The organism is Exiguobacterium sp. s50, from assembly GCF_018618175.1.
Classification (GTDB): domain Bacteria; phylum Bacillota; class Bacilli; order Exiguobacteriales; family Exiguobacteriaceae; genus Exiguobacterium; species Exiguobacterium chiriqhucha.
The window spans coordinates 71,182-97,995 of the sequence record NZ_JACSLP010000008.1 but is presented as its reverse complement, the minus strand read 5'-3'; the positions used below and the strand labels follow the sequence as shown (position 1 = coordinate 97,995).

Below are 26,814 nucleotides of genomic sequence, written 5' to 3'. Positions count from 1 at the left end.
TTAGGTCTTTAGGACCAATCGGGACGAAAGTCTCTTTTTTCGATTCTTATTTTCTGAATATTGACATTAATCTGACACAAGTTTAATGTTGGATTCAAGCTCACACAATTTCCCATTATTTTCACAGGAGGTTAGTACAAATGAAAAAACGTTCCATCCGTCGCACGACGCTCGCCGTCGCGCTGACATCGGTCATGAGCGTCAGTGCGATCCCGGCCGTCGGTGCCGCTCCACTCGCCGCCTCACCGCTACCAACCCCGAGCACGAATGCTCCATTCGATCACAACATCATCGATGAGGATCGGCTCGCCAAAGCGCTCGAGAAACGAGGCGTCATCAAAAAAGGGCTTTCGGCTACTGAGCGCCACAAGGCCGTCGATGCCTATATCGAGAAGAAGCAAGGCAATGCGAAAGACGTCCATAAGCACGGCTTGAACGATAAAGCCGCTGAAGCTAAAGAGAAGATACATAACCAATTCGAGAAAGAATCGAAACGTCTCCTCGACAAAGCGAAAAAAGGACAAGCGAACTATCGGAAAGGCAAGCCGAACGGCCAAGTCAAAGTCGACCCGGCCAAGCAAGCTGGCTATAACGGCGCCGTCCGTGAAGACAAAGTACTCGTCCTTCTCGTCGAATATAGCGACTTCAAACATAACAACGTCGTCCAAGAAGAAGGTTATCTTTATAGCGACAACTTCAGTAAAGAACACTACGAGCAGTATATGTTCGGCGACGAGTCGTTCGAACTGTTCAACGGTGAAAAAGTCCAAACGTTCAAACAGTATTATGAAGAGCAGTCGGGCGGCAGCTACACGGTCGACGGCACGGTTTCTGACTGGTTGACCGTCCCAGGCACGGCGAAAGACTATGGTGGTGACAATCCGGCTGGCGGGAATGACAACATCGGACCAGGCCCGCGTCAACTCGTTAAAGACACGTTGAACGCGGCAGTCGCTTCAGGCATGGACCTCGCCGAATATGATGAATACGATTTATATGACCTCGACGGTGACGGCGACTTCAACGAGCCGGACGGCTTGGTCGACCACTTGATGATCATCCATGCCGGTACCGGCCAAGAAGCGGGTGGCGGTGTCCTCGGTGATGACGCAGTCTGGTCACACCGTTGGGTCGTCGGGAACAGTCCTTACCGTGTAGCTGGAACGACAGCAGACGTCCCGTACTGGGGCGGTCAAATGGCGGCATTCGATTACACGATTCAACCGGAAGACGGCGCAGTCGGCGTCTTCGCTCACGAATATGGTCACGATCTCGGTCTTCCAGATGAATACGACACACAGTACACAGGTCAAGGCGAACCAGTCCAATCATGGTCGATCATGAGTGGCGGCAGCTGGGCTGGTAAAGTGGCAGGTACGGAGCCGACGAGCTTCTCGCCACAAAACAAAGAGTACTTCCAAAAATTGATGGGCGGCAACTGGGCGAACATCACGGAAGTTGATCTTGAAGACATTACACAACAAGGTTTCGTCTCGAAACTCGATCAATCCGTGACGAAATCGACGAACCCTGGATTGTTGAAAGTAAACCTTCCAGACAAGAAAGTAAAAGGCATCGAGCCAGCATTCGGCGAGTATTACTACTACTCGACAAAAGGCGATAACTTGCATACCGAACTCGCAACACCGACGGTCAAACTCGGCGCGGACGGTACGCTCGCTTTCGACACACGTTTCGATATCGAATTTGACTACGACTACTTGTACGTTAAAGCACTCAGCGGCGGCAAAGAAGTCGTCCTTGATGTCTACGGCGATGACAACACTGGAAACGGTGCGGAATCGACGAACGGTGCTTGGGTGAACAAATCGTACGACTTGTCTCAATTCGCGGGTCAAGACGTGCAAATCGTCTTCGAATACGTGACAGACGGTGGACTTGCCCTTGAAGGATTCGCACTCGACAACTTGTCGATTACGTCAGGCGGTCAATCGCTTCTCGCAGACGATGCGGAAGGCGCAGAGAAAGTCACACTCGACGGTTTCGTCAAGTCGGACGGCTATGACACGAAACCTCACTACTACTACCTTGAATGGCGCAACCATGAAGGTGCAGACACAGGTCTCTTGAACGGCCGTGGCGTCAAGTACAACACAGGTCTCGTCGTCTGGTATGCGGATGATTCGTTCTCAGACAACTGGGTCGGGATTCACCCGGGTGAAGGTTTCCTCGGTGTCGTCGACTCGCATCCTGAGGCCCTTATCGGCAACTTGAACGGTCAAGAAACAGTCGCTGGCAGCACGCGCTACCAGATCGCAGATGCGGCGTTCAGCTTAGATAAGACGCTCCCATGGTACATCGATTCACCGAGCCGTGGCATCTATGACTACAAAGCTCAACCAGGCGTGAAACAGTTCAACGACGCCAACACGTACATCAACTCGCTCATCCCAGATGCGGGCCGTAAACTTCCACAATACGGACTCGTCGTCGACGTCGTCGGCGAAGCGAAAGACAACTCGGCTGGAGCTGTTTGGGTCCGGACGAAGTAAGCTTGATTCAACGCACCCCCGCCCTTCTCACCATGAGGAGGACGGGGGTCTTATTATTCTAAAAAAGCTTGAAATTTCATGACAGACTGTGTAACATACTAGATGTAACCGCCTCTGTAGGTTAGTGGCAGACCTCAGCAATGGTAATGCTGCAGCACGAGTTCGATTCTCGTCGGAGGCATCAAGAATACCGCTCAACCAAGTGGTTCAAAGCACTTCCTGTATCTTTCAGGAGGTGCTTTTTATTTATCCGTGAAAACAACTTTGACAGACGACAAAAAACGCCCCGAAGGACGCTTATTTGCTCATTTGATGCATTCCCTAATCTTTTTTAAACTTTTAACTGATCATTCAATTTGTTTTCTTTAGGTTGATAGCTCTTTTTAGAAGTGAAAAAGAAAATGATAGACAGTATAAAAAGTGCTACAGGAAATATTATTAAAGAAGGATTAAATTTTGTGGAACTAACAGCATACTCGCCATACAAATAAATCGTCATCCATAAAGAGTTACATAATAAAATCACTGCCGATATAACTTTCATAATTTGCCCACCTTTCAAGTGATATTATAACCGATTTCCGAGCCACTTTTGGACGTTTCCTAAAATTCACAAAATATCATTCATTAATATTATTTATTGGTGTCTAATTACAATTAGATACTTCATTTAACAAATATGGGTATACATAGTTTAGATGATGTTACAATAGACTCGATGAAAGAAGGGAGTGTTTTTTGATGTCAGTCGACTGGTATTACGCTCTGAACATAATCTTGATGTTGACGGCGGGAATCGCGTTCATGGCGAGAAGTTATTTTATCAAGAAAGTCATTGAGGGTGACGAATCCGTCTACCAACACAAGCAAAACAAGCGTCGCGTCCATCAATCGAGCATTATCTTGGCGGCTGGGGTTCTTGGGATTCTCATTTTAATAGGAGCAACCAGCTTACAAGAAGACGATCCGGCAGTCGAAACAGCGACGGACCAGACGGAAACAATGATACTCGCGGATGGCGAATTTGGGCCAGGCACTTATAAGGTCGGTACAGACATCGACGCCGGTGAGTACAAGCTCACTGCTGCTGATGAAGATTATCACGGCTATTATGAGGTAAAGACTGATTCTTCGCCAGATGGGGACATGGTCGGAAACTCGATGTTCGAAACCACAGAGTATGTAAGTGTCGAGGATGGCCAGTATTTAATCGTCAAACGCGCAACCTTCGCAATGAGTAAAGAGGCTACCGTGGCTGAACCAAAAGAAACGGACAAAGATTCAATTTTAGAGCCGACCGATGACACTGTCGATGCGTTCTTTGATACTCCGGAACAGGAAGCTGAGTTTTTCAAAGCAATCGCACTGACGGTGGAACAAGGACGTGAGACGATACAGTTAGCATCTGCCTTGACGCGAACATGCGGAAAGCTATGCCCTGATGTCCCTGGTAAGGAGTGGGTGTTGCAACTCGAATCGGCGAACAACGAAATGTTCGGACTGCAACGAAGTCTTCACGATTTCGCTATTGACCTACGCGTTATCCCCGTCGGCAGTTCGGAGAATATCGACTTTACGCAACGGGACGAGCTTGCCAGTGAATTTGAACGAGTCTCAGAACTCATCACCCCTATTATGCTGAAAGAAGATTGGGCGACATGGGACGACGCCAATGCGGCGGTCGATGAAGCAATCACGCTTATGCAAAATATGCGCGCCGAAGACGTTTACACGGTCCCGAATCAACAATGAAGTTATGTAAAAATCGTGCACAGTAACGTGCACACTTACCGCCCATGCACAGGCGAATTCACAGTTTTTCCAACTACTTTCTTACAAATTCAAGACCATCAACCCGCATAACGGCGCGAATTCTCAAGCGTTCTCATTCCCACGAAAAACCAAAATAGAAATGGTAATGCTGCAGCACGAGTTCGATTCTCGTCGGAGGCATCAAACGCATTCCGTGACACGGACCAACACAAGCACTTTCTCAAACCTTGAGAGAGTGCTTTTTTATTGTCGATCGCTCATCCTGATATTCCAATAAATGGTATGATGGATAAATACTTATCTATAAAGGAGACTCGATATGAAACGTATCCTCATCATACTTGCTACCGTCGCCTTATTGGCCGCCTGTACCGAACAGACGACAGTTCCTACGTCTGACTCATCCCCGAAAGCTAAACATGTCGTGATCGATGTATCTGAGACGCAACCTTTCTCCGAGCCCGTCCCGACCAAAGAAGAAGTCACAATCTTTTTAGGATATCTCGAATCTCTGAGCAGTGACACACTCGGGTCTTTGCGTGAATCAGAGCAATCGATTTTCCCCTGTGGGAAGTCTTGTGAAGATCGTCCGCTCGACGAAATCTCTGCGCAAATCGACAGTAACCGGGAAGGGCTCGAATCCGTCCGTGCCGACATTGATGAGATTCTCCCGGCGCTCGATCACCTTGTCGAATCTGACGCGTCAGGCATCGACCGCGAAGGGCTGACCAGCGTATTAAACGAACTCACAACCGTCAGCGAGGGAATCTCGCAGTTTTTAGAGGCTGACGATTGGGCATATTGGGAAGAAGCGCGCAGCCGATTGAATTACCTGTCATCGCTTATGAAAGGTATCTCCATTAATCTAAGTGGTGTATAATGGCATACCAACTAGATATATCGCTCTCACCAAAAACTATGGTGAGAGCTTTTTCCGTTTAGTCATGGAAACTGTCTTGACACGGTTTCCGTTCCTCTATAAACTTGTAAAGTTGACAGAATGAATGATTTGGAAGGAGTACGATCCCCATGCACAATGAATGGTTATGGATTCCTTCTGCCTTGCTCACGCTCGGTCTGCTCGTCCTCAGCTACAAGCTGTTCGGACGCGTCGGACTGTTCGCCTGGATTGCGATGGCCTCGGTCGTCGCCAACATCCAAGTGACGCAGCAGATTGTAATCGGTGGTTTCATCTTTACTCTCGGGAATATCGTCTACGGTTCCCTTTATTTAGCGACAGACATCTTGAATGAAAAATACGGTCGTCACACCGCCCGTAAAGGCGTCTGGCTCGGCTTCTTCATCTTGATCGTCTCGACCGTGCTCATGCAATTCGCATTGCTCTATGAGCCGTTTGAAGAGGCGTTGTTCATGCATGAGAGCTTCGAAGCGCTGTTCTCGATGCTTCCGCTCATCACGCTCGGTAGTCTCGCCGCGTACCTCGTCTCGCAACTGTTCGACGTCTTCATCTATTCGAAGATTCGCGCCAAGACGGGTGAGAAAAAACTGTGGCTTCGGACGACCGGTTCGACCGTCGTCTCTCAGTTCATCGATACGCTCACTTTCTGTACGATCGCCTTCTGGGGCATGGAATGGGATATCTGGTGGAACATCTTCATCACGACATATGTCGCCAAGTTCATCATCGCTTGGATGGCGACGCCGTTCATGTATTATGCGAAACGGACCGTCCCACAGGACGACGAAAAAGAAGAAGCAGCCTAAGCAAAACCGCGAGCCCATCGGCTCGCGGTTTTTACTTTCCTTTGATATGGAGCCGCACCGCATAAGGGCGTGCATCTTCAAGCGACGATTTCTCCCGACAAACGGTGAGTGCCACGTACGCGTCGATGGCGAGCGCCTCGATGGCCTCGTCCGTCGCCTCGACCTCTAGTATGGTGTAGGGCGGCAGTTGCTCGATTTTGACCCACTGCCCGTGTAGATTTTTCGCGTAGATGATTGGTTCGTCGATCGAATAGCGTCGGAGTAAGTCCTTGACATTCATACGATCCCTCCTTCACCAACTCTGTCTTTCTATTATAGAAAGCGTTTGCAATTCTGTAAACCGCGCTTCCTAAATTTTGGTGGCTCCCCCCTTCACGAATCGCCACAAATAGCCGATAATCTAGGTAGAGAAATGAGGTGAACCGATGCGCTATCGACGACAAGAAACGTTTCGCTATATTTTACCGAATCCCCGCTTCATCCCATATCGCCTCATTTGGGAAGACAAAGAACTGCATGACGGGGAAGCACAACTGCTCAATATCAGTGCCCACGGTCTGAAGATGCGGTGCGACTACTTATTCCCACTTTCAGAAGGGCTGAAAGTCCAAGTCAAACTCGACCTCGTCCCGTTGATTCAACCGATCGATCTGACAGGTCACGTCCGCCACCGCGGACAAATGGGAAGCCAATATGATTACGGGATCCGACTCGAATCAGACTCAGACGAGACCCAGCAACTCGTGACGATGATTAAAGCGTATGCTCGTGAAAACCAATGAGAACGTGTCGATTGACACTTCTCATTTTTTGTTCGCTTGATTCCGGGGTATACTAATGGAAACAGAGACAGACTCGAGGTGTAGGGCATGACTAGAAAGTTTTTACTCATTCCGTGGGCCGCCGCGATCGCGATCGCGCTCCTCGGCCCGAATGAACCGTTCTCGAGCCGGTTTTTGCTCGATTTCATCACGTATAACACGGACGCCTATGAAGGATATTCGCTTTCCCTTTTCAGCATCCTAGGCGTCTATCCGCTCGCCTTGTTCCCGCTTCTTTGGTCCGAGGTGAACCAGTTGCGCCCGAACCCGCTCTTACCGGCAGCGACCGGTTTCGTCGTCGGCGGCTTCATCATCGCCCCGTACTTGGCGTTCGCGCGGCAGTCGCCTTATCCGACACCGATTAAGCCGCTCCCGACGCGACTGCTCGGGGTGCTGCTCTTGCTCGTCACGATCGGCTTGTTCATCGCCGCCTCAACGACCGGGAACGTGGCCGAGTATTGGTCTTACGTCGAACAGAACCAGTTCGTCCGGACGATGACGGTCGATTTCTTCTTGCTCGCCTTCATCCAAATCACGTTGATGAATCGGGATGCCAAGCGCTACAAGATGAGTTTGTGGCCTCTGCCTTATATCCCCTTGTTCGGTTTGTTGTTCTGGCTAATCATTCGCCATAAACAACCGTTCAACGAGGCACCACCGAACCGCCACAAATTAAAATGAGACGAGCCCCTTTCACATTCAACACGGAAGGGGCATCTCTATGGAAACCGGGATGACGGTTCCCAAATCAGGCCAGCTCCTTTATACTGAGAATTCAGCTTACAGACGAAAGAAGGTACACCAATGAGATTTTTTAAAGTGATGACGCATACGAACGACAGAGGCGAAGACATCATCTTGAGCGAATACTTCAAAATTAACGACAAACAAGTCGATCAGTTTTTGAAGGACACGCTCGAGCTTGATATGTACGACCAGAAAGTGACACTGAAAGAGTGTCAAATCGCCAAAGACCGTTGGGAATGCCCGGTCGGCGATTTCGTCGTCGTCGAGTATTTCAATGAGAAAGAATTCGACAAGATGACCGAGTATCGCAGCCCGGCACCGAAGAAATAACAGCAAAAAGGGATTTCCGACATTGATCGGAAATCCCTTTTTGTATGAATCGCCGATCAAGCATCGGCGTCCTTAGTTTGAGTCGTCATTGTCCTGTTCCGGGTCTGGATCTGGATGTTGGGTCGGTGCCGGTTTAGTGGCCGGATCTGACTCTTCATCCGGGACTGGATCTGGGTGTACCCCAGGTTGTGATTCATCACGTTTCATTGAGCATCCCTCCTCTGCATAATGCATTAATTCCACATTCCGTCTTCACTAAAACATTAGTGTATGTCTTTGTTACCGATGACACGACGTGAGATGGCTTTCTCGATTTCGACGATGACAAAGACGATGAGACCGAACGCGACCGGATAAATCCAGTCTTGCAGCTCGAGCGGTGCCGTACCGAACAACGTATGCATGAACGGGACGTAGGTGATGAACAACTGGAGCCCGATCAGTAGTGCCGAGACGACAAAGGCGATTTTATTGTCGAAGAAGTGACGGTTGAACGCTGGCGCGAGCTCGGTCCGACAGTTGAACAAGTGGAACAGTTGCGCCATGACGATCGTATTGAGCGTGATCGTCTGCAACTTATCGGTCGAGTAATCGAAATCACCGAGCATATAGTTGATAATTAAACTACCGCCCCCGATTAAAATCGAGACGAACGTGATGCGGAAGACGTAGTAGCGACTTAACAACGGTACGTTCGCAGGGCGCGGCGGCCGTTTCATCGTGCTTTCTTCGAGCGGCTCGAACGCAATGGCGAGTGAGAGCGTGATGGCGACGACCATGTTGACCCAGAGGATTTGAACCGGGCTGAGTGGTGCCGCTGCGCCAAGCAAGATACTCATGGCGACGAGAAGTGCTTGTCCACCGTTTGTCGGGAGCAAGAACAAAATCGTCTTCTTCAAGTTATCGTAGACACGGCGTCCTTCACGGACGGCGTTGTAAATCGTCTTGAAGTTGTCATCGACGAGGACCATCTGCGAGGCCTCTTTCGCGACTTCCGTTCCTTTAATCCCCATCGCGACCCCGATGTCGGCCCGTTTCAAGGCCGGTGCGTCATTGACGCCGTCTCCGGTCATCGACGTGATTAAGCCGTTCTGTTGCAACCCTTTGACGAGACGAAGTTTATCGTTCGGGCTCGTCCGGGCGAAGACGTCATTGTGAACCGACGCCTCTTTGATTTCTTCGTCGGACATGTTCGTCAATTCTTTCCCTTCGAGGGCACCTTCGACTTCCATGCCGAGTTCTCGCGCGATGGCGACGGCCGTGTCTTTATGGTCGCCGGTGATCATCTTGATACGGATCCCAGCGTCACGACAAGCCGCGACCGCTTCGATTGCTTCTTGACGTGGCGGATCGACGATACCGTATAGGCCGAGGAACGTGATGCCGTTCTCGACGTCTTCGTGGTCGACCGTCTCTTTCGAGACGTCGACGCGCTTGAAGCCGCCGCCGAGCACGCGTTGTCCGCGGTCGGCAATCTCTTTTCGTTTCTCATCCCAATAGGCGCGGTCAAATTCCGTGTCTTCCGCCATATCGAACAGGCGGTCCGGCGCCCCTTTGATGAAAATCATGCGCTCGCCCTTATAATCGACGAGCGTCGCCATATATTTGTACTCCGAATCGAATGGAATCTTCGAGATGACGTCCAAACGTTCGATCGGCCGCTCCGCCTTTTCGGCGAGCGTGAGCAAGCATGCTTCCGTCGGGTCACCATTGACGACCCATTCGCCGCCTTCTTCGTACAACTGAGCGTCATTACACGTTTTCCCGACCGTTAACAAATCGATCATCGACTCGTCATCATCCAAATCGAACGGTTGACCGTTCAATTCCAAATCACCGTCCGGCTCATAACCGCTCCCTGACACTTCGATGTCGTGTTTGGCCGTGACGACTTGTTTGACGGTCATCTCGTTTTTCGTCAATGTCCCGGTCTTATCGGTACAGATGACCGATACGGCGCCGAGCGTCTCGACCGATGGTAGGCTGCGGACGATGGCTTTTTTCTCGGCCATGTTTCGGACGCCGAGCGCGAGGATGATCGAGATAACGGCCGGTAATCCTTCTGGAATCGCGGCGACGGCAAGACCGATCGTCGTCAGCATCAACTCGATTGGGTCAAAATCACGGACGAAGTAACCGAATGCGTAAATGACAACCGAGATGACGAGGATGGCAATCGATACCGTCTGACCAAATTTTGTTGTCTGACGGATGAGCGGAGTCTTCACCGTCTCGACTTCAGCAATCGAGGCGTTGATTTGGCCGAGCTCCGTACCTTCTCCGATGGATGTGACGATCGCTTTCGCGCTTCCTGTCGCCACGCTCGTACCTGAATAAATCATGTTCTTGCGGTCTCCGAGGACGGCGTCTTCCGGTACGACTTGAATTTTCTTCTCGACCGTCGTCGCTTCTCCCGTCAATGCCGATTCCTCGACTTTGAACTTCTCGGCCTGGATGACACGGGCGTCAGCCGGGACCTTGTCCCCGGCGGCAAGGACCAAGATGTCCCCGACGACGAGGTCGCTCGAGTCGACTTGGCTCTGCTTGCCGTCACGGATGACGCTCGCTTTCGTCTCGAGTAACTTTTTGATGCCTTCTAACGCTTGCTCGGCCTTGTTCTCTTGGAGGTAACCGACGACCGCGATAATCGTCACGACGAGCACGATGACGATCGTATCGATGTACTCCCCTAAAAAGCCGGTGACGACAGCGGCACCAAGCAAGACAAAGACAAGAATATCATTGAATTGACGCAAAAATTTTATAATTTCAGGTGTCTTCTCTTTCTCGGGCAGCACGTTTTTCCCGTACTGTTCCTGTCGACTTGACACTTCCCCTTTCGACAGACCGCTGGATGTGTCTGTCTCGAGCGAACTCTTTACCTCATCCGGTTCGAGTGCGTGCCAATTTTTTGTCTCCATCTGCATCTCTACTCCTCCTTGATCATTCCTAGTATGAAAAGTCGTTCCCCTTTCTCTTCCCACTCCGGACCGTACTGACACATCTGAGCTTGTTTTTTCGTAAATTTTACAGCCGATTCCGTTCACAATTTTCCAATTCTTGAGTTGGAAACGCTACCATATAAAAAAGTCGTGTCAGATGGATGAAATGGCTTTACAGAACCGTTCGAATGGTTAACTATAGAGGAAATATACAACAGAGAGAAAGAGGTACACCGTATGGTCATTATTCAAGGGATCGCACTTTTACTGTTGATTCTCGCCCTATTCACATTATTCAGCTACAAAGCCCCGTTCGGGATGAAAGCGATGGGTGCCCTCGCTGGTGCCGCCATCGCCAGTTTCTTGGTCGAGGCGTTCAACGCCTACGCCATCGGCGGTCTGCTCCCGCTTCCTTTATATGAAGAAGTCGGACAAGCAGCCGGTTCGCTATCAGGCCCTGCCGCAGCCGCGCTCGTATCAATCGCCCTCGGCATCAATCCGGTCTACGCGCTCATGCTCGGACTATCGGTCGCGGGCTTCGGGATTCTTCCCGGCTTTTTCGCCGGCTATATCCTCGCACTCGCCGGTCGCAAACTAGACCGTCATTTACCGGCCGGTGTCGATATGATTTTTTACGTCATCATCATGGCTCCGCTCGCCCGTCTCGTGGCGACTGGCGTCGACCCGCTCGTCACGAACACGCTGACACAAATCGGTGCGGTCATCGAACTCGCCGCGACACAGAATCCGGTCGTGATGGGACTTGTCCTTGGTGGCATCGTCACGGTCGTCTCGACGTCGCCACTTAGCTCGATGGCACTCACGGCGATGCTCGGTTTGACAGGCGTACCGATGGCCATCGCTGCCCTCGCCTTGACGGCGTCGATCTCGATGAACTTTTTGCTGTTCAAACGGTTGGACATAGGAACGAAGAAAGACCAACTATCGGTCGCGATCGAACCGCTCACGCAAGCCGACCTCATCTCGGCGAACCCGATTCCCATCTATAGCGTCAACTTTGTCGGCGGTGCGATTGCCGGACTCATCGTCGCCATGACCGGGATGGTGAACGATGCCCCAGGTTCCGCTGCCGGGATTCCGGGATTGCTTGTCATGTACGGCTTCAATGATTGGCAAACCGTGACGGTGACGGCTCTCATCTTGTTCGGAGTCGGAATCGTTGCCGGACTCGTCGGCAGTAAACTGTTCCGTAACTTCCCAATCACGCGCCAAACTGAAAAAATGGCCGCTCCCGACGAAGAGGCCGCTTAATATGAAAGGTTCTCACTCCATCTCGAGTGAGAACCTTTTGTTATCGTTCTGCTTGCACCTCGGCGACCGTCTCTTCAACCGGTGTCCGATAGAGTGGAAAGAAATCAGATGGTCCGTAGCGGAGCAAATGGTCTTGATTCAACCGGTGGTAAACCGCCTCATCGAGCACGGACTGTCCGATATAGTATGTGAGCGGCTCATCCCCTGAGAAGCTCTGCTTGAAGTCATAGAGCGCATCTTCCCCGGTCGCTCCGCCACCGAGATGTACGTATGCTTTCTCTTTCTCGGCCGCGCGGCGGATCATCTCGCGGAACAAGAAATGGTTCGGTCGCAGCGCCAAGTAGTTCGCGTCCGAGCCTCCGAGATGATAATGCGCCCCATCGTCCCCGAACAACATGAACACGCCTGCCACGATGACGCCCTCATGGACAGCGAATAACAGCTCCGTTTCGCATGTATCGCTGTTCCACAGGTCCTCGAAGTATCGGTCCGAGAAATAGTACGCCTCGTTCGCTGCTCGACGGTCCATCGTCGCCCGATAAAGCCGGATGAATTCACATAGTTCATGGGTCTGCCCTTGTACCGCCGTCACTTGTTCACGGATAGCCCGCTTCACGTTTCGTTTCGTCATTTTACTGAAGCGTTGCTCGAGTTGGTCGAACGGGTCATCGAGCCGGACGTGCACCGTTTGACGAATCGGGACGGCTTGGCCGAAGGCACACATCAAATCATGGTCGAAGCGGCAAGGATGATATCGAATCGTCTCAGTAACCGTGGCTTGATTCTCAGGACGTTTTAAAAAGAGACGTCTAGCCTCTGCGACGTCCTCGTTCGAAAAGTTGCCTTCACGGAACGGGCCGCCATAACCATACGCCGTCACGAGGTCATCATGACGATGTGCAATTGGACGACGGATGTATGGATACAACAAGATGCCGTCCTCTTTGGCCGCAATATACAACTCAGGCTGCTCGCCCGGTTCACAGTTGGCCAACACATAGTCGTAATGGTCATACGAATCACAGTTGACCTCCCGCAACCAGTTCTCCCACTCCCAACGGTGTTTCACGATTTGATTGAACATCATCCGTTCCCCTCTTCCTAAAGTTCGTCATTGGTTCGAAGCGTGACAGGACAGTCTGAAGTCGTTTCCTAATGTCTTGTTCCCATTCACCGCTGACTATTTGAAAGAGACGGATAGCTTTTTGTTGTTAACAAACATGAAGCGAGTTTGTTCATTCACAATAAAATCATCATGATTTCTTTTAAATTACGGAAAAAGACGACCGTGCCGAACACGGCAGGTCGTCCTACAAAATTATGAGTTGAAGTCGAGGACACGTTGGGAACGGGACGACTCACGGGCCGTCTCGATGACGCGTGTCGTCAAAAGCGCGTCATCAAGTGGGACGAGCGGACGTCGCGTCGTATAGCTATCCGAGAGCGCTTGATAGAATGTCACATAGCCGCCCGGTTCGATGTCAATCGTCGTTTCCGAATCCGTGACGACCGCTCCGGTCTCACGGTCGGGGCATCTGACCTCTCCGTTCCGGAGACACGCCTCCTGTGGATCGAGCCCGAATTTGAGGAAGCTGCCTTCCGTCCCGTGCACTTCGAACCGCGGCGCCTCGATGGCGATGAACGGGTTCGAGCGAAGATAGACCCGCTTCTCTCCATAATGCAACGTCACATGGAAACCATCATCGGACTGACCCCCGTCACGTTGTACCATGACATCGGCCGATACCTTGTCCGGCGCCCCGAACAAGACGAGTGCTTGGTCGATCAAATGACTGCCGAGGTCGAATAAAATTCCGGCGCCCGGCCCCGCGTTCTCGCGCCAACGGTCACGGACGATCGGACGGAACCGATCGAACCGGGACTCGAGCACTTTCCAATCGCCGAGGCGTCGTTCTTCCAGCAGCCGTTTGACGGTCAAGAAGTCTCCGTCCATCCGCCGATTATGGAACACGTTGACGATGCCGTCACTTGCCTGTTCCAGTCGGAGTAACTCCTCCCCTTCCTCGGTCGTCACGAACGCCGGTTTCTCGACGAGCACGTCTTTGCCTGCTGTCAGGCAATGTTCGACCATATCCTTATGTAAATGGGATGGTGTCGTGATGACGAACAACGAAGCGTCTGTCGCAAGTGCCTCGTCTAACGTCGCGTACACCGAGACGTCACCGAGTACGGCTTGTACATCCTCAGGGCGTGAAGAGACGACACCATCGATTTGGAAGTCATCGAGTTCCTGTAAAAAGGGTAAATGGAATGTCGTCGCGGAGAAGCCGAAACCGACAAGTATTGTATGAATCATTTTGTTTCCTCCCATCAATTCGCTTTTCAGTATACCAAAAAAAGGGGTTGGTTGACCCCTTATGCACTGACACTCTCATCCATATTGTATTCGAACGTGTTGTATCCGTCCCGTGAGTCCACGAAGACGAAGCCAAACCGTGGATAATAACTATTCAAGAACGCATTGTCGGCCACACAGTCGAGTCGAATCGGTTCATGTGTGTCGGCCTCACGCAAGACGTGCTCCATCAGTTGTTGACCGACGCCTTGGCCTTTTAACCGTTCGCTGACGACGATTCGATGGATGTATTGACCGCGTTCGCCATCTTCCCATAAATTGTGATCCCAGTCATCTGCCGGAAGTAAGGCGATCGAGGCCAATACCGATTCGTCTTGCTCGTACACGTAAACGTGTCCCGAGGTGATGTCCGTCTGCACCCGATCCATGAGGTCCTGCTCCAAATATTCCGTCCATTGGTCGCTACCTTGTTGTTTTAGCGCTACGGCTCGTTGTTCGATTAGGTCCGCGATGTGCTTGGCATCGCGTTTCGTCGCGAGTCGAATCATAACGTCCTCCTTTGTATTGCAGTATTTGAAATACAAATATAACGGACCATTTCGACTCGTTTCAACCATCTTGCTCACATCATGTGAACGGGACGACCTCGCCGCCGTTCAATTGATAGCTGTACGTCATTGTCGCGTTCAGACTGTGCGATACGGAACAATAGCGGTCGACCGACAACTCGATGGCACGGCGGACCCGTTCTTCCGGCATATCCCCGTCAAGGACGTACAAGATATGAATCGCTGTGAACTTCTTCGGATGTTCCGTCGCCCGGACGCCGTCGATTTTCATCTCGAACCGCTCGAGCGGCAAACGCATCTTATGCAGAATCGAGACGATATCGATGCCTGTACAGGCCGCCGTCGCCTGCAGGAGCATCTCGGTCGGCCGTGGACCGGTGTTGAGACCACCGACTTCCTCCCCGGCGTCGAGCGTCACATCATGCCCCGACGGCGTCGTCGTCTGGAACGCCATCCCTTGTTTCCAATTCACTTGTAAATGCATCTCTGTCTCCTCCTTATGTTTCGATAGCTTACTATTCCCTTGAATGAGGTATTATTAATCTATGCAGTGAAATTGTCGTTTAGGGAGTTGGTCGCATGGATTGGTCGGTCATTATTAGTTGGGGACTGTATATCGTCCTCGGATTGAATTTATTGTTCGCATTAGCCGTCATATTCGCGGAGCGCCGTGACGTCGGGGCGACGTGGGCATGGCTGCTCGTTTTATTTTTCTTACCAATCCTAGGGTTCATCGTCTACATGTTTCTCGGACGTCAGTTAAAGAAAGATAACTTCTTCAACTTGAGCGTCGAAGAGCGCTCGTTCCACGCCCTTCAAGTCGACAGTCAAATCGAGCAGATTCGCCGGAAAGAGACGATGATTGCTCAACCGTTATTCGAGAAGTACGAGCAACTGCTCGAGATGAACTTACGCTCCTCAAAATCTTTGATTAGTGTCTACAACAAATCTGCCATCATGCACGACGGGGAACAAAAGTTCAAAGCGCTCATGGACGATATTCGGAGCGCCGAGACGGAAATCAACATCCAGTACTATATCATCCAACGGGATGCGCTCGGAAAGGCATTGATCCATGAACTGATTGAACGAGCCAAGGCAGGCGTCAAAGTGCGGCTCCTCTATGACGCGGTCGGTTCGCGCAGCCTCCGCAACTCCGACTTCAAAGAGTTGATTGCCCATAACGGCGAGGTGCGTGTCTTCTTCCCGCCGACGCTCGGTTTAATCAACTTTAAGTTGAACAACCGGAACCACCGGAAAGTCGTCATCATCGACGGTAAAATCGGTTACGTCGGCGGCTTCAACGTCGGGACCGAATACCTCGGCCTCGTCGAGAAGTTTGGTTACTGGCGCGATACGCATCTCCGTGTCGAGGGGGATGTCGTCTATCATTTGCAACACCGGTTCATTCTCGATTGGAACTATTCCGGTAGCAAACATCACGACCCGGAGAACTCATTCTGTTTCGCCCGCCACGATATTAAGGATATGTCTCCAATGCAAATCGTGACGAGTGGTCCAAACTCGGACACGGAACATTTGAAAAACATGATGATTAAAATGATTATGTCGGCGAAGGAGCGCGTCATCATCCAGACGCCTTACTTCATTCCGGATGCGAGTTTCATGGACGCCTGTAAGATGGCACTTCTGTCCGGCGTCAAGATGGACATCATGATTCCCGGTAAGCCCGACCACCCATTCGTCATGTGGGCGTCGCTGTCGTTTCTCGGTGAACTGCTCGACTATGGGGCGAACGTGTATATGTACGGACAAGGGTTCCTGCACGCCAAGACACTCGTCGTCGATCATGAGATTTCAACCGTCGGGACGACGAACTTGGATGCCCGTAGCTTCCGCTTGAACTTCGAAGTGAACGCCGTCATCTATGACGAGCGAGTCTCGCTCGAACTCGCCTCATTGTTTGAGTCGGACGTCGCTGTCAGTCGCAAGTACACGGTCGACGATTACGCAGCCCGGAAATGGACCGTCCGGATGCGCGAAGGCGTGTCACGATTGCTCAGTCCGATCTTATAACGTCTATTTTTATGGAGTCGCCCTGTTGTGTCGGATTAGCCATCGACATGACGGGGCGATTTTGTTGGGTCGAAGGTGAACGTTTACCTCACAACAAGCTATGACGGTTCCTCGTCATATTCTAAATTTTGTTAGCTTTTAAAAGAATACTCGCTAGTTCTTTCCCAATTTAGGGTATAAAGTATCAGTACGAACGTCCTACACTATCGCTACGGTTAGGAAAGGAGGAAGTATGCGTTCACGCATATGTCATACAATGGCTGATCAAGAACGGACTCATCATGACACGCACACCACGAAACCCGATCCTTCCTCATGGGACCAGCTTCCAATCGGCCTGTTCGCCTTCGATCGGCACGGCCAAATCGTGAGCTACAATGAATCATTTGTCCATTTACTTGGGATACTTCCAACCTCGAATCTAATATTCGAGCGATGTAGCTCTTCCTCGTTCGACTTCTTGGGCGCCATCCGGAACGTCTTGAACGGCGAGACGATTCGCTTGGCCGGCTGGTATAAGGCGCCGGAGCGGCAACCTCGCTTCATCCGGACGACGATGTCCCCGAGTTTTTCAGCAGATGGAAAACTCGACGGCGGTGTCGGTATTTTAGAAGACGCGACGGAACAACGTCGCTATGAAGAGCGGATGGAACACTTGTCTTCGCTCGATCCGCTGACGGAACTATACAATCGGAAGAAAGTCGGGGATGTTCTCTCGACGACGGCTCAGGAGACCGTCGACAAGCGGGCACCCGCCGCTGTCATCATGCTCGATATCGACTACTTCAAACTTGTCAACGATACGTTCGGCCATCCGACCGGAGACCTCGTCTTACGTTCGATCGCCCAACTACTCAGGCGCAACATCCGCAAGTCGGACTCGATCGGCCGCTGGGGTGGTGAGGAATTTTTAATCGTCGCCCCGCAGTCGACACTCGCCGATGGCGTTCAGCTCGCGGATAAGCTCCGGCAAAAGATTAACGCCGAGCCGTTCGGTCCCGTCCCGCGCGTTACATGCTCGTTCGGCGTCAGTTCGCTCGAAGGCGGAAAGACGGTCGAGCAGGCACTCCAAGACGCAGACGAGGCGCTTTATGTCGCCAAAAACCGCGGCCGCAATCAAGTGTCGAGCAAACGTTAACTAACTGATGCCACCAAAAAGAGGATGCCGCAGCATCCTCTTTTCTATACATTGAAGCGTGAGACAAGCTCCTGCAACTCTTCCGCCATATCCGCGAGTGCCTTCGCGGACTGTGCGATTTCTTCCATCGAACCGAGTTGGTCCTCGGTCGTCGCCGCCACTTGTTTCGAGGCGACCGAGTTCTCGTCGGCGATATGGGCAATTTGTGTCGCCGCGGCCGATACTTCCTCTACGTTCGCCGCGATCTCTTCAACCGTCGCCGTCACGTCCTCGATGCGCGGCGTCATCGCTTGCGTTTGCGTCATGATTTTTTGGAAACGCTTGGCCGTGTTCTCCGTCGTCTCGAGCCCAGCTTTCGTATGGGCCGACACTTCTTTCATCAACTGGACCGAACGTTCCGTCTCTTGTTTGATATTATCAATCAACTCGGAAATCTGTTTCGTCGACTGTTGTGACTGTTCGGCAAGCTTTCTGACCTCGCTCGCAACGACGGCGAAGCCTTTCCCGTTCTCGCCGGCCCGTGCCGCTTCAATCGCGGCGTTCAAGGCGAGCAAGTTCGTCTGGGTAGCGATGCCGTTGATGACGTCGACGATATTGCCAATCTCGTTCGACCGTTCGGCGAGCGAATGGATGACTTTGCCGAACGTCTCGACCGATGAGTCGATCGCTTGCATCTGGGCCACGTTCTCCGTGACGGCAGTCGTCCCGTTCTCGGCCTCGAGCGCCGTCTCACGGGACAGTTCTGACACGTCGGTCGAACTTTCAGCGATACGCATGATGCCACCAGTGATGGCTTGGAGCGATACGGCGTTATCGTCGAGTTGACGTTTCGAGTCATCCGCTCCGGCTGCCATCTGTTGCACCGATCCGGCGATTTGTTCCGAGGCGGCCGTGTTCTGCGCCGAGTTGGCCATCAGTTCCTGTGACGAGGCGGCGACTTGCCCGATCGATTGATCGAGGTTTTGGATGATGGCGCGCAAGGAACGCGTCATCTCGTTGAAGCTCGCCGCGACACGACCGACTTCGTCGTTCGACTCGACGATGATGTCCTCGGTCAAGTCACCAGCTTGAATCCGTTCAGCTCCGACCGTCAAGCGGTTCAATGGACGTAAAATTGAGCGTAAGATGAAGTAAAGTAGTCCCACTGCCAAGACGAGCATCAACGCGATCACACCGACGGTCGTCCATAGGATGCCAGACGTCTCATCCGTGATCTCCTCGTCATAAAGTGTCCCGGCAATCTTCCAACCCGTCAACTCGTTCGTCATGAAGTCCATCTGCTTGCCTTCATTCTCGAACTCATAGCCAAAGCGGCCCGCATCTTCCGCATAGAGTGGTTCAATCCATTCGCCTTCGCCTTTCTCCCCGGCCGCCATCGTCGGGTGGGTGACGAAACGTTGCAACGTATCCAGAATCGTCACATAGCCTTCTTTCCCGATTTGAATGCTCGCCGCGACGGCTGCGATATCGTCGACCTCGACGTCAACCGCGATGACACCGCGACCGTCCGTCCCTGTCTGAGACAGCGTGACCATCATCTTGTTCGAGGCCGCATCGACGTACGGGTCCGTCACAACGACGTTCCCACCGGCCGCTTCGGCCGCCTCATACCATGGACGAGTCCGCGGGTCGTAATCATCCGGTAACTCTTGTGCCGGATAAATCGTCATCTCCCCTCCCGTCGAGGCGTAGTAAATATTCGTCACGTTCGGATGCGTCTCCAAATACTCAAGAAACTTCTCTTCCAAATCAAGGTTCTCTGCCCCCGACTCATAGAGGGACGAATCAATCCGTCCGGCAAAGAACGCAACATCGCGTTGAATCGGTTCAATCAAGTTGGTAATCTCATCATTCATCCGCTCCACTCCCGCGTGGGCCGACTGCATGATTTGTTCGGTGATCTTTTGTTTCGCCTGATTGTAGGCGACAAATCCAATCAATAAAGAAGGGATCAATAATAACACCAACGACATCGTAATCAGTTTTTGTTTAATGGTGATCGTACGGTCGTGCTTTCGTCTCATAAAACATCTCCCATTCTCGAGAAAACTCGTTATGTTAACCATTGTATCGGACAGATGGGGGAGGATGTTGACACCCTAGACAAAAAAACATCACCTTTTTCTATTTTTCGTTACTGAAACCCTTTTCATACACAAAAAGACCGTCTGCTTGCACGAGGCAAACAAACGGACTCAGTCGTTGGTCAAATAGCGGGCCAGATTATCGAGTGTGGAGCGAAGTCCGACATCATGATCTTGTTTCCGGATGCCCGGCTGCACGTTCTCACAAACGATTGTGACGCGTGTCCCTCCATCGAGCGCCTCCAAATACCACGTCTGAATCATCTCACCAGCAAAAGCCGAGTCTGCTGACTCGAATGTACCCACCTGCACAATCTTGAGACCGGGGACGAGGTCCAAAAAGCGTCCGGTCGACACATCGGTCCGGTCCGTCGTTTTGCCGGAGAGGAGATCGGCTTCTTCATACGTGAGGACGAGCTGATACGTGCCGCCGACCCATGGCTCGAACACGGTCGCGCGAGCCGACATCCCTTTCGGTGGAAGCCACTCGACGAGCTCATCAGAGTTGAGAAATGCATGATAGATCCGTTCTGGAGTTGCCTCAATCCATGCCACGGCTGTATCGATGCGTCGATTCATATCGGATCACTCCTTTAGCTCATGCTACAGTACAGTCAGTCGTGCGGAACTTCCTTTTAAATTTCTTCGCCAAATCAACTCTCAAGATACATATCCATGCGCAACAATTCGTCTCGAAGCGGGGATAAATCTATTACCGAATGGACGCCCATCATATAGTCGTATCCAAAGATCACTTTGAACCTATACTCTTCGTCTGACTCATTCACTTTAGACTCTAACTCAGCGTAAAGCGCATTCCTTAACATGAGTCGAAGCATGTTCGGGATTTGGTCTCGTGACAGTGCCTTCCCTGGCCTCACTTTTTTACGAAGATCTCTCATCCGGATCGGATAAAGCGCATTGAACGCGCTTTTCGAAGAGGGGCGATACGCATAATCACGTCGTTCAAGATAGGAGACAGTCAATGTCTTCACTCCTAAATAACCCATGATTCGCTCAATCGCTTCAACGTAATTCGATTCCACGCGGAGATATTCCTCCAACGTGAAGACGACACCGTCAAACGTTCGGAGGATGTCCGTGATTTCCGTCCACTCGTCAATTTTTCCTCTCGTTTCAGGATGATATTTGGTTATGCTATAGATGTTCACATAGTCACCTAGCCTGTTCCTTTGTTTTGTGTGTAGTCTAAAAAAAGGACACGACAGTAGAGTCGTGTCCGATTATGCTCCGACAATCGCGTCGTGATTCCCTTTCGTCCATCCGTAGGCGACTTCACGGAGGGCAAGTTCCCCGAACAAGCGCTCTTTCGCATCGATGACTTGCCCGTCACGTTGCTCATAGAACGTGCGGTAAGGGTTCAATTCGAGCGCCCAAATGATGAGCCCGTGATTCGACATCGCTTGAATCGCTTGCTCCAGCAATAGCGAACCAATCCCGTTACGCTGATGGTCCTCTAGAATGTAAATCGCATAAATCTCATTCGGATGGTCCGGATATTCGCCCGTCCGTTCTTCCCCGTAAAGAACGAACCCGACGATTTCCTCTTCGACGATGGCGACAAACCCTTCGACTTCTCGTTTCGCGAGGGCGCTGCGGACCTTTTCAGACCACTCGATTGCGTTCGAACCGAGCTTCAAGAGAAAGTCGGCCGGCACAATTCCCCGATAGGTTGTGCGCCATCCGTTCACCCTCACCCGCGCAATCCCGTAAGCGTCTTTTGGCTCGGCTTTCCGTATGAGCATCCGTACCCCCTCCTTAGCGTAAGTTTTACAAGTATTTTACCACAAATCACCCAATCGAAATCAGACTTCTTCCAGATTTGACTGACAATCATTTGACAAAAAACGACCGTAGGAAATCCTACGGTCGTACTGGTCAAGCGACGTTACGCGTTGTTGTAGCTTGCGTCTCCGTCAATGGTTTTTTCAAGAACGAGAGGAGCAGTGCTCCAATCAAGGCTCCGGCAAGAATCGCGAGGGCGTAAAGACCCATGCTCATGACGACGTTTCCAGCTCCTTCAAGAAGTGGGAAGACGAAGACTCCACCGTGTGGCGCTGGCAATTGGATAGCGAAGAAGGCTGACAATCCACCAGCGATGGCTGATCCGAGAATCGCTGACGGCAATACCCGAATCGGGTCGGCCGCTGCAAAAGGGATGGCCGCTTCCGTGATGAACGAGGCACCCATGATATACGCTGTCTTCCCGGCTTCACGTTCTTGTTTCGAGAACTTTTGACGGGCGAACACAGTCGAAGCGAATGCGACGAGAAGCGGTGGTACCATCCCACCGGCCATGACAGCTGCCATGATTTCTTGGTTACCGGCAGTGAGTGCAGCTGTACCAAAGACGTAGGCTGTTTTGTTGATCGGACCACCCATATCGACGGCCATCATTCCACCGACGATAACACCGAGCAAGATGGCGTTGGCGCCGCTCAGGCTGTTCATGACATCCATCAACCATGTCATGAAGGCTGCGATCGGTTTATTGACAACGAGTAACATGATCATACCGGAAATAAATGACCCAAGTAACGGATAGAGTAATACCGGTTTAATTCCTTCAAGCGAGGCCGGTAGTTTAGAAAGTGCTTTAACCAAGAAGAGGACGACATATCCGGCAAGGAAACCGGCGATGAGTCCGCCGAGGAATCCGGCGCCACCTTGGCTGGCTAATAAACCAGCGACAAGACCTGGTGCGAGACCTGGACGGTCGGCGATTGACATCGCGATGAAACCGGCAAGAATCGGGACGAGGAAGCTAAAGGCTGCACCACCGATTGTGTTGAGTTGTGCCGCAAATTCATTGAATGACGGGTCATCCGGGTTTGCCGAGTTGATGCCCCAGAAGAAGCTGATGGCGATCAAGAGACCACCAGCGACGACGAGTGGGAGCATCGCGGATACACCGCTCATCAAGTGCTTATAGATGCCTGTGCGCTGTTCTTTCGTCCCACCTGACGAACCGGTTCCTCGATACACCGGTGCGTCTTGTTTGACGGCCCGGTTGATCAACTCTTCCGGCTTCCGGATGCCTTGGGCGACCGGGACTTCGATGACATGTTTTCCGGCGAACCGGTCCATCTCGACGGCTTTATCGGCCGCGACGATGATGGCAGTCGCTTTCGCGATATCGGCAGCTGTCAATTCGTTTTTGACACCGGTCGAACCGTTCGTCTCGACTTTGATGTCAACTCCCATCGCCTCTGCTTTTTGCTTCAAGCTATCGGCAGCCATGTACGTGTGCGCGATACCCGTTGGACAAGCCGTGACAGCAAGGATGTAAGGTGCATCGGCTTGAACCGGTTTCGAAGCAACAGGAGCCGCCTCAGCCGCTTCTTTTTCTTCGATGGCCCGGATGACATCATCTTCTGATGTGGCCGCATAGAGACGTTCTTGGAACGCTGGATCCATAAGGAAGACAGATAATTTCGAGAGTGTTTCCAAGTGTTCGTTATTGGCGTGCTCTCCGGCGGCGATCATGAAGAACAAGCGGCTGTCTTGGCCGTCGAGTGCTTCGTAATCGATTCCTTCCGAGCGTCCGAAGGCGATGGCCGGTTGTTTGACGGCTTTCGTCTTCGCATGCGGGATGGCGATCCCTTCACCGAGTCCGGTCGTACTTTGTGCTTCACGTGCGAGAATCGCGTCGCGGTAGCCGTTACGGTCCGATAGTTTGCCAGCGCGGTCGAGCACGTCGACGAGTTCTTCGATGACTTCGGCTTTCGAACGGCTGCGGAGATTCAGTTGAATCGTGTCCTTTTTAAGAAGGTCCGTGATGTTCATGTTGTTTCCTCCAATCGAGATAGTGGGGTGACGCTGACTTCGCCGACCAAGCGGTCCACGTCTTCTTTTGTGCACAGCCCGAACGTATATGCAGACGCGCTGCCGGTCGTAACCGCATAGCGGAACGCTTCGGTTGCGTCGTGGTCGAGAATGTTGGCGACGAATCCGGCGACGAGTGAATCGCCTGCGCCGACCGAGTTGACGAGTTTGCCACGCGGTGTGTTCGCCGTATAAGCTCCTGAAGCGTTCACGAGCATGGCACCGTCACCGGCGAATGAGACGATGACGTTTTGAGCACCGCGTTCGACCAACTGCTCCGCATATGGGAGTGCCTGCTCGAACGTCTCGATGTCTGTATCGAACAGTTCACCGAGTTCATGGTGGTTCGGTTTAATCATGAGCGGTTTGAGTGAGAGGACTTCGAGCATCGCTTCCTTCGTCGTATCGACGACGAACTCGGCACCGTTTGCCCGAACCGTCTCAGCGAGCGTGCGGTAGAGTGTATCCGGCAGATTGCCCGGAATGCTTCCGGCGAGGACAACGATGTCTCCCGGTTGAACGTGATCGAACTGACGCGTCAACCGTTCAAGTTCCGTGTCCGAGATGACCGGGCCGCTCGCGTTCAATTCCGTCTCTTCTTGCGCTCGAATCTTGACGTTGATGCGCGTTTCTCCATCGACTTCGACGAAATCGGTTTGGACGCCCTTGTCGGTCAGCGCCTTCTTGATGAAGTCTCCCGTCGTGCCGCCGACGAATCCTAACGCGACCGTGTCGACGTCATATTCACGTAAGACGAACGCGACGTTGATGCCTTTTCCTCCGGCCCGCTGCGTCGTCTCTTGAATCCGGTTGACTTCACCGAGGACGACTTCAGGGAGCGTCACGTAATAATCGATTGAGGGGTTCAGTGTTAACGTGTAAATCATTGGGCGTTCACCACCTTTGTGATTGATTGAATTGAACTGACGCTTGTCGAGTCGCTCCATGTGACGAGTGTGGCCGCTTCGAGCGGTGCCACCCGGCTGAACGAACGTTTCCCGAATTTTGAATCGTCCGCCAAAATGTACGCCTCGCGAGCCAGTTCGATTGCTGTTTTTTTGACGAGTGCCTCTTCCGGGTCTGGGGTTGTGTACCCGGCCTCTAGGTCGACGCCATTGATGCCAAGGAAAGCGAGGTCGACCCGATAGTTCATCATGCTCTCCCGAGCGTTATAGCCGACGAGTGCCTGTGTCGACCGTTTCAACTCACCGCCGATCACGAACGTCTTAATATCGAGGTCGAACAAGTCGTTGGCGATCGGTAAACTATTCGTCACGACGATGACGTCTTTTCCATCTAAGAAAGGAACCATCGCTTGCGTCGTCGTCCCGGCATCGAGATAGACGGACATCCCGTCTTCGATGAATGTCGCGGCCTTCCGTGCGATCGCGACTTTTTCATCGACGTGTTGATCTCGTTTCTCCTCGAACGTCGGCTCTTCTTCGTAGCGGGCCACGAGCGTTGCGCCGCCGTGTACCCGTTCGAGATAACCTTCTGCTTCGAGGTCGGTCAAATCCCGGCGAATCGTCGACTCCGACGATGCCGTCAACTCGACCAATTCTTTCAATTTGACAATCTTTTGCTCCGACAGACGTTGCAAAATCAGTTGATGTCGTTGCTTCGTTAACATCATATTCCCTCCGTAGCTCTAATATAAAGCGTTTTCATTTAAAAAACAATCATAAACATTCAAAAACATTCATCTTTTTTTACGTTGTCACAATTATAACATAAAAAACGGTCACTTAGTGACCGTTTTTGACAGTTCATTATCGTTTCATCAACCAATCGTTCAATCGGCGGATGAGTTCGGGATGAAGCGGCGCCTCAATGGCGTCCCGATATTCCTTATGCAACGTGAGGAGCGCGTGCGGACTCGTCCGTTCGACGAGCAAGTGGTTCATGTCATGGATGATGTGGCTGTCGACGTCCCCTTTCGTCCGAATCGAATGGACGTGCTCCGGTGGGACTTGGACGTCGCGGTCGCCGGTCAGGGCGAGCACGGGAACACGCACATGTTCGAGCCGCTCCCGGACGTCATAGGATGCATGCTCGCGAATCCATTTGGCGTTGACGACTTGGCCGCGGTACTTGAAGGCGGCGACGTTCGTCCGTAACGACCGTTCAAGCAAATCGTCTTGGCGCTGGCGAATCTTCTTCGGGACGCCGGTCAATCGATAGAACACGCCCTTGAGTCCTTTCACCGAACCGACTTCAGTTGCGAGTGCGTCGGCTTGCAGCAAGAACATCTTCTTCGAGGAATCGTTGAATCCGGCAAGAAGAATCAGTCCGGCCGCGTTCGTCTCTAGCTGGACCGCCGGGGCGATGACGGCCCCTTCGCTGTGACCGAGCACATACATGTCCCCTGCGTCCGGCTCCTGTTTGATGACGTTGACGACGGTGATCGCATCTGTCACCAGGTCGTGCAGCCCGACTTTATTGAAATCACCGTCCGATTCTCCGATGCCTTGTTTGTCATACCGGTAGACGTTGACACCCATCTTAAAGAGCGCCTCGGCCAGTTTTTTATACGTGCCGAATTGGGATGGTCCCAAATTGCCGTCCCGGTCGCTCGGCCCACTCCCGCTGAGCAGGACGACCGTCTTTCGGGGCTCGCCGTGGGTCATCCACGTACCGGCCAGTTGTCCATAATTCGTTGTCACGTTCAGTTGTCGTTCCATCGTATCGCCTCCCCTTTCA

General features: G+C 52.0%; 25 protein-coding genes and 1 tRNA gene. 11 read left to right on the top strand and 15 right to left on the bottom strand.

Annotation, left to right across the window (positions count from 1 at the left end; translation table 11 throughout):
* Window positions 1–140 precede the first annotated feature (140 nt).
* The 5 genes from KNP68_RS12185 (at window position 141) to KNP68_RS12165 (ending at window position 6,011) form a co-directional block, all read left to right on the top strand.
* Window positions 141–2,513, top strand: coding sequence for an immune inhibitor A domain-containing protein (locus tag KNP68_RS12185; protein ID WP_214799741.1), 2,373 nt, complete (start codon window positions 141–143; stop codon window positions 2,511–2,513).
* Between the two features lie 110 nt (window positions 2,514–2,623).
* A tRNA-Thr gene (locus KNP68_RS12180) sits at window positions 2,624–2,694 on the top strand.
* A 560-nt stretch (window positions 2,695–3,254) separates the two neighbouring features.
* On the top strand, window positions 3,255–4,265 hold the full coding sequence (locus tag KNP68_RS12175; protein WP_214799739.1) for an Rv1352/Rv1906c domain-containing protein: 1,011 nt from the start codon (window positions 3,255–3,257) through the stop codon (window positions 4,263–4,265).
* A 340-nt stretch (window positions 4,266–4,605) separates the two neighbouring features.
* Window positions 4,606–5,166 carry a putative periplasmic lipoprotein gene (locus KNP68_RS12170; protein WP_214799737.1) on the top strand — a complete coding sequence of 187 codons (561 nt, stop codon included), beginning with the start codon at window positions 4,606–4,608 and terminating at the stop codon, window positions 5,164–5,166.
* A 149-nt stretch (window positions 5,167–5,315) separates the two neighbouring features.
* Complete coding sequence (locus KNP68_RS12165) at window positions 5,316–6,011, top strand: queuosine precursor transporter (RefSeq protein ID WP_021067354.1); 696 nt, start codon at window positions 5,316–5,318, stop codon at window positions 6,009–6,011.
* Window positions 6,012–6,042: 31 nt separating this feature from the next.
* On the opposite strand, the gene KNP68_RS12160 is transcribed toward KNP68_RS12165, so the two are convergent.
* The gene (locus KNP68_RS12160; protein WP_029595550.1) at window positions 6,043–6,291 is read right to left on the bottom strand and encodes a hypothetical protein; all 249 of its coding nucleotides are present in this window, start codon (window positions 6,289–6,291) and stop codon (window positions 6,043–6,045) included.
* 145 nt (window positions 6,292–6,436) lie between these two features.
* Between KNP68_RS12160 and KNP68_RS12155 the strand changes: the two genes are divergently transcribed.
* The 3 genes from KNP68_RS12155 to KNP68_RS12145 all read left to right on the top strand — a co-directional run bounded on the left by KNP68_RS12155 (window position 6,437) and on the right by KNP68_RS12145 (window position 7,909).
* Window positions 6,437–6,793: a PilZ domain-containing protein gene (locus KNP68_RS12155; protein WP_214755923.1), complete on the top strand. Its 357-nt coding sequence runs from the start codon at window positions 6,437–6,439 to the stop codon at window positions 6,791–6,793.
* An 87-nt stretch (window positions 6,794–6,880) separates the two neighbouring features.
* Window positions 6,881–7,513: a hypothetical protein gene (locus KNP68_RS12150; RefSeq protein WP_029595552.1), complete on the top strand. Its 633-nt coding sequence runs from the start codon at window positions 6,881–6,883 to the stop codon at window positions 7,511–7,513.
* A gap of 123 nt (window positions 7,514–7,636) precedes the next feature.
* Window positions 7,637–7,909 (top strand): hypothetical protein, encoded by a 273-nt coding sequence (locus KNP68_RS12145; RefSeq protein WP_021067350.1) that lies wholly within the window; start codon window positions 7,637–7,639, stop codon window positions 7,907–7,909.
* Window positions 7,910–7,981: 72 nt separating this feature from the next.
* On the opposite strand, the gene KNP68_RS15255 is transcribed toward KNP68_RS12145, so the two are convergent.
* Both KNP68_RS15255 and KNP68_RS12140 read right to left on the bottom strand, forming a co-directional pair.
* Window positions 7,982–8,116, bottom strand: a complete 135-nt coding sequence (locus tag KNP68_RS15255) for a hypothetical protein (protein ID WP_021067349.1) — start codon at window positions 8,114–8,116, stop codon at window positions 7,982–7,984.
* Between the two features lie 56 nt (window positions 8,117–8,172).
* Window positions 8,173–10,836 (bottom strand): cation-transporting P-type ATPase, encoded by a 2,664-nt coding sequence (locus tag KNP68_RS12140; RefSeq protein ID WP_214799736.1) that lies wholly within the window; start codon window positions 10,834–10,836, stop codon window positions 8,173–8,175.
* Window positions 10,837–11,088: 252 nt separating this feature from the next.
* On the opposite strand from KNP68_RS12140, the gene KNP68_RS12135 reads away from it, so the two are divergent.
* Entirely contained in the window at window positions 11,089–12,123 is a 1,035-nt protein-coding gene (locus tag KNP68_RS12135) for a PTS sugar transporter subunit IIC (protein ID WP_214799734.1), read from the top strand.
* Between the two features lie 40 nt (window positions 12,124–12,163).
* On the opposite strand, the gene KNP68_RS12130 is transcribed toward KNP68_RS12135, so the two are convergent.
* From KNP68_RS12130 to KNP68_RS12115, 4 genes are all read right to left on the bottom strand, one after another.
* Window positions 12,164–13,210, bottom strand: a complete 1,047-nt coding sequence (locus KNP68_RS12130; RefSeq protein ID WP_214799732.1) for a lipid II:glycine glycyltransferase FemX — start codon at window positions 13,208–13,210, stop codon at window positions 12,164–12,166.
* A gap of 231 nt (window positions 13,211–13,441) precedes the next feature.
* Complete coding sequence (locus KNP68_RS12125) at window positions 13,442–14,440, bottom strand: Gfo/Idh/MocA family oxidoreductase (RefSeq protein ID WP_214755919.1); 999 nt, start codon at window positions 14,438–14,440, stop codon at window positions 13,442–13,444.
* A 59-nt stretch (window positions 14,441–14,499) separates the two neighbouring features.
* Window positions 14,500–14,988: a GNAT family N-acetyltransferase gene (locus tag KNP68_RS12120; protein ID WP_214713666.1), complete on the bottom strand. Its 489-nt coding sequence runs from the start codon at window positions 14,986–14,988 to the stop codon at window positions 14,500–14,502.
* 79 nt (window positions 14,989–15,067) lie between these two features.
* Entirely contained in the window at window positions 15,068–15,493 is a 426-nt protein-coding gene (locus tag KNP68_RS12115) for an OsmC family protein (RefSeq protein WP_214755917.1), read from the bottom strand.
* Window positions 15,494–15,588: 95 nt separating this feature from the next.
* Between KNP68_RS12115 and cls the strand changes: the two genes are divergently transcribed.
* Both cls and KNP68_RS12105 read left to right on the top strand, forming a co-directional pair.
* Window positions 15,589–17,046: a cardiolipin synthase gene (gene cls, locus KNP68_RS12110; protein WP_214799730.1), complete on the top strand. Its 1,458-nt coding sequence runs from the start codon at window positions 15,589–15,591 to the stop codon at window positions 17,044–17,046.
* Window positions 17,047–17,278: 232 nt separating this feature from the next.
* Complete coding sequence (locus KNP68_RS12105; protein ID WP_214713670.1) at window positions 17,279–18,184, top strand: GGDEF domain-containing protein; 906 nt, start codon at window positions 17,279–17,281, stop codon at window positions 18,182–18,184.
* Window positions 18,185–18,228: 44 nt separating this feature from the next.
* On the opposite strand, the gene KNP68_RS12100 is transcribed toward KNP68_RS12105, so the two are convergent.
* The 8 genes from KNP68_RS12100 to KNP68_RS12065 form a co-directional block, all read right to left on the bottom strand.
* On the bottom strand, window positions 18,229–20,208 hold the full coding sequence (locus tag KNP68_RS12100) for a methyl-accepting chemotaxis protein (protein WP_214799727.1): 1,980 nt from the start codon (window positions 20,206–20,208) through the stop codon (window positions 18,229–18,231).
* Window positions 20,209–20,379: 171 nt separating this feature from the next.
* Window positions 20,380–20,847: an SRPBCC domain-containing protein gene (locus tag KNP68_RS12095; RefSeq protein ID WP_214799725.1), complete on the bottom strand. Its 468-nt coding sequence runs from the start codon at window positions 20,845–20,847 to the stop codon at window positions 20,380–20,382.
* 74 nt (window positions 20,848–20,921) lie between these two features.
* A complete protein-coding gene (locus KNP68_RS12090) occupies window positions 20,922–21,314 on the bottom strand; it encodes a hypothetical protein (protein WP_214799724.1) in 393 nt (130 codons plus the stop codon).
* 198 nt (window positions 21,315–21,512) lie between these two features.
* The gene (locus KNP68_RS12085; RefSeq protein ID WP_138859476.1) at window positions 21,513–22,034 is read right to left on the bottom strand and encodes a GNAT family N-acetyltransferase; all 522 of its coding nucleotides are present in this window, start codon (window positions 22,032–22,034) and stop codon (window positions 21,513–21,515) included.
* A gap of 133 nt (window positions 22,035–22,167) precedes the next feature.
* Complete coding sequence (locus KNP68_RS12080) at window positions 22,168–24,075, bottom strand: PTS fructose transporter subunit IIABC (RefSeq protein ID WP_214708640.1); 1,908 nt, start codon at window positions 24,073–24,075, stop codon at window positions 22,168–22,170.
* A complete protein-coding gene (pfkB, locus tag KNP68_RS12075; RefSeq protein WP_214799722.1) occupies window positions 24,072–25,001 on the bottom strand; it encodes a 1-phosphofructokinase in 930 nt (309 codons plus the stop codon). Before pfkB ends, KNP68_RS12080 begins: the two co-directional genes overlap by 4 nt.
* Window positions 24,998–25,744, bottom strand: a complete 747-nt coding sequence (locus KNP68_RS12070) for a DeoR/GlpR family DNA-binding transcription regulator (protein ID WP_029595570.1) — start codon at window positions 25,742–25,744, stop codon at window positions 24,998–25,000. Before KNP68_RS12070 ends, pfkB begins: the two co-directional genes overlap by 4 nt.
* Window positions 25,745–25,883: 139 nt before the next feature.
* Window positions 25,884–26,795 carry an alpha/beta hydrolase gene (locus KNP68_RS12065; protein WP_214755909.1) on the bottom strand — a complete coding sequence of 304 codons (912 nt, stop codon included), beginning with the start codon at window positions 26,793–26,795 and terminating at the stop codon, window positions 25,884–25,886.
* Window positions 26,796–26,814 lie beyond the last annotated feature (19 nt).

Coding starts and splice junctions, on each gene's coding strand:
- KNP68_RS12115 (WP_214755917.1), bottom strand. CDS start 15,493: ATGCATTTACAAGTGAATTGGAAACAAGGGATGGCGTTCCAGACGACG.
- KNP68_RS12120 (WP_214713666.1), bottom strand. CDS start 14,988: ATGATTCGACTCGCGACGAAACGCGATGCCAAGCACATCGCGGACCTA.
- KNP68_RS12160 (WP_029595550.1), bottom strand. CDS start 6,291: ATGAATGTCAAGGACTTACTCCGACGCTATTCGATCGACGAACCAATC.
- KNP68_RS12100 (WP_214799727.1), bottom strand. CDS start 20,208: ATGAGACGAAAGCACGACCGTACGATCACCATTAAACAAAAACTGATT.
- KNP68_RS12175 (WP_214799739.1), top strand. CDS start 3,255: ATGTCAGTCGACTGGTATTACGCTCTGAACATAATCTTGATGTTGACG.
- KNP68_RS12095 (WP_214799725.1), bottom strand. CDS start 20,847: ATGAATCGACGCATCGATACAGCCGTGGCATGGATTGAGGCAACTCCA.
- KNP68_RS12070 (WP_029595570.1), bottom strand. CDS start 25,744: ATGTTAACGAAGCAACGACATCAACTGATTTTGCAACGTCTGTCGGAG.
- KNP68_RS12105 (WP_214713670.1), top strand. CDS start 17,279: ATGCGTTCACGCATATGTCATACAATGGCTGATCAAGAACGGACTCAT.
- KNP68_RS12080 (WP_214708640.1), bottom strand. CDS start 24,075: ATGAACATCACGGACCTTCTTAAAAAGGACACGATTCAACTGAATCTC.
- KNP68_RS12155 (WP_214755923.1), top strand. CDS start 6,437: ATGCGCTATCGACGACAAGAAACGTTTCGCTATATTTTACCGAATCCC.
- KNP68_RS15255 (WP_021067349.1), bottom strand. CDS start 8,116: ATGAAACGTGATGAATCACAACCTGGGGTACACCCAGATCCAGTCCCG.
- KNP68_RS12140 (WP_214799736.1), bottom strand. CDS start 10,836: ATGCAGATGGAGACAAAAAATTGGCACGCACTCGAACCGGATGAGGTA.
- KNP68_RS12065 (WP_214755909.1), bottom strand. CDS start 26,795: ATGGAACGACAACTGAACGTGACAACGAATTATGGACAACTGGCCGGT.
- cls (WP_214799730.1), top strand. CDS start 15,589: ATGGATTGGTCGGTCATTATTAGTTGGGGACTGTATATCGTCCTCGGA.
- KNP68_RS12125 (WP_214755919.1), bottom strand. CDS start 14,440: ATGATTCATACAATACTTGTCGGTTTCGGCTTCTCCGCGACGACATTC.
- pfkB (WP_214799722.1), bottom strand. CDS start 25,001: ATGATTTACACGTTAACACTGAACCCCTCAATCGATTATTACGTGACG.
- KNP68_RS12170 (WP_214799737.1), top strand. CDS start 4,606: ATGAAACGTATCCTCATCATACTTGCTACCGTCGCCTTATTGGCCGCC.
- KNP68_RS12185 (WP_214799741.1), top strand. CDS start 141: ATGAAAAAACGTTCCATCCGTCGCACGACGCTCGCCGTCGCGCTGACA.
- KNP68_RS12135 (WP_214799734.1), top strand. CDS start 11,089: ATGGTCATTATTCAAGGGATCGCACTTTTACTGTTGATTCTCGCCCTA.
- KNP68_RS12165 (WP_021067354.1), top strand. CDS start 5,316: ATGCACAATGAATGGTTATGGATTCCTTCTGCCTTGCTCACGCTCGGT.
- KNP68_RS12130 (WP_214799732.1), bottom strand. CDS start 13,210: ATGATGTTCAATCAAATCGTGAAACACCGTTGGGAGTGGGAGAACTGG.
- KNP68_RS12145 (WP_021067350.1), top strand. CDS start 7,637: ATGAGATTTTTTAAAGTGATGACGCATACGAACGACAGAGGCGAAGAC.
- KNP68_RS12085 (WP_138859476.1), bottom strand. CDS start 22,034: ATGCTCATACGGAAAGCCGAGCCAAAAGACGCTTACGGGATTGCGCGG.
- KNP68_RS12150 (WP_029595552.1), top strand. CDS start 6,881: ATGACTAGAAAGTTTTTACTCATTCCGTGGGCCGCCGCGATCGCGATC.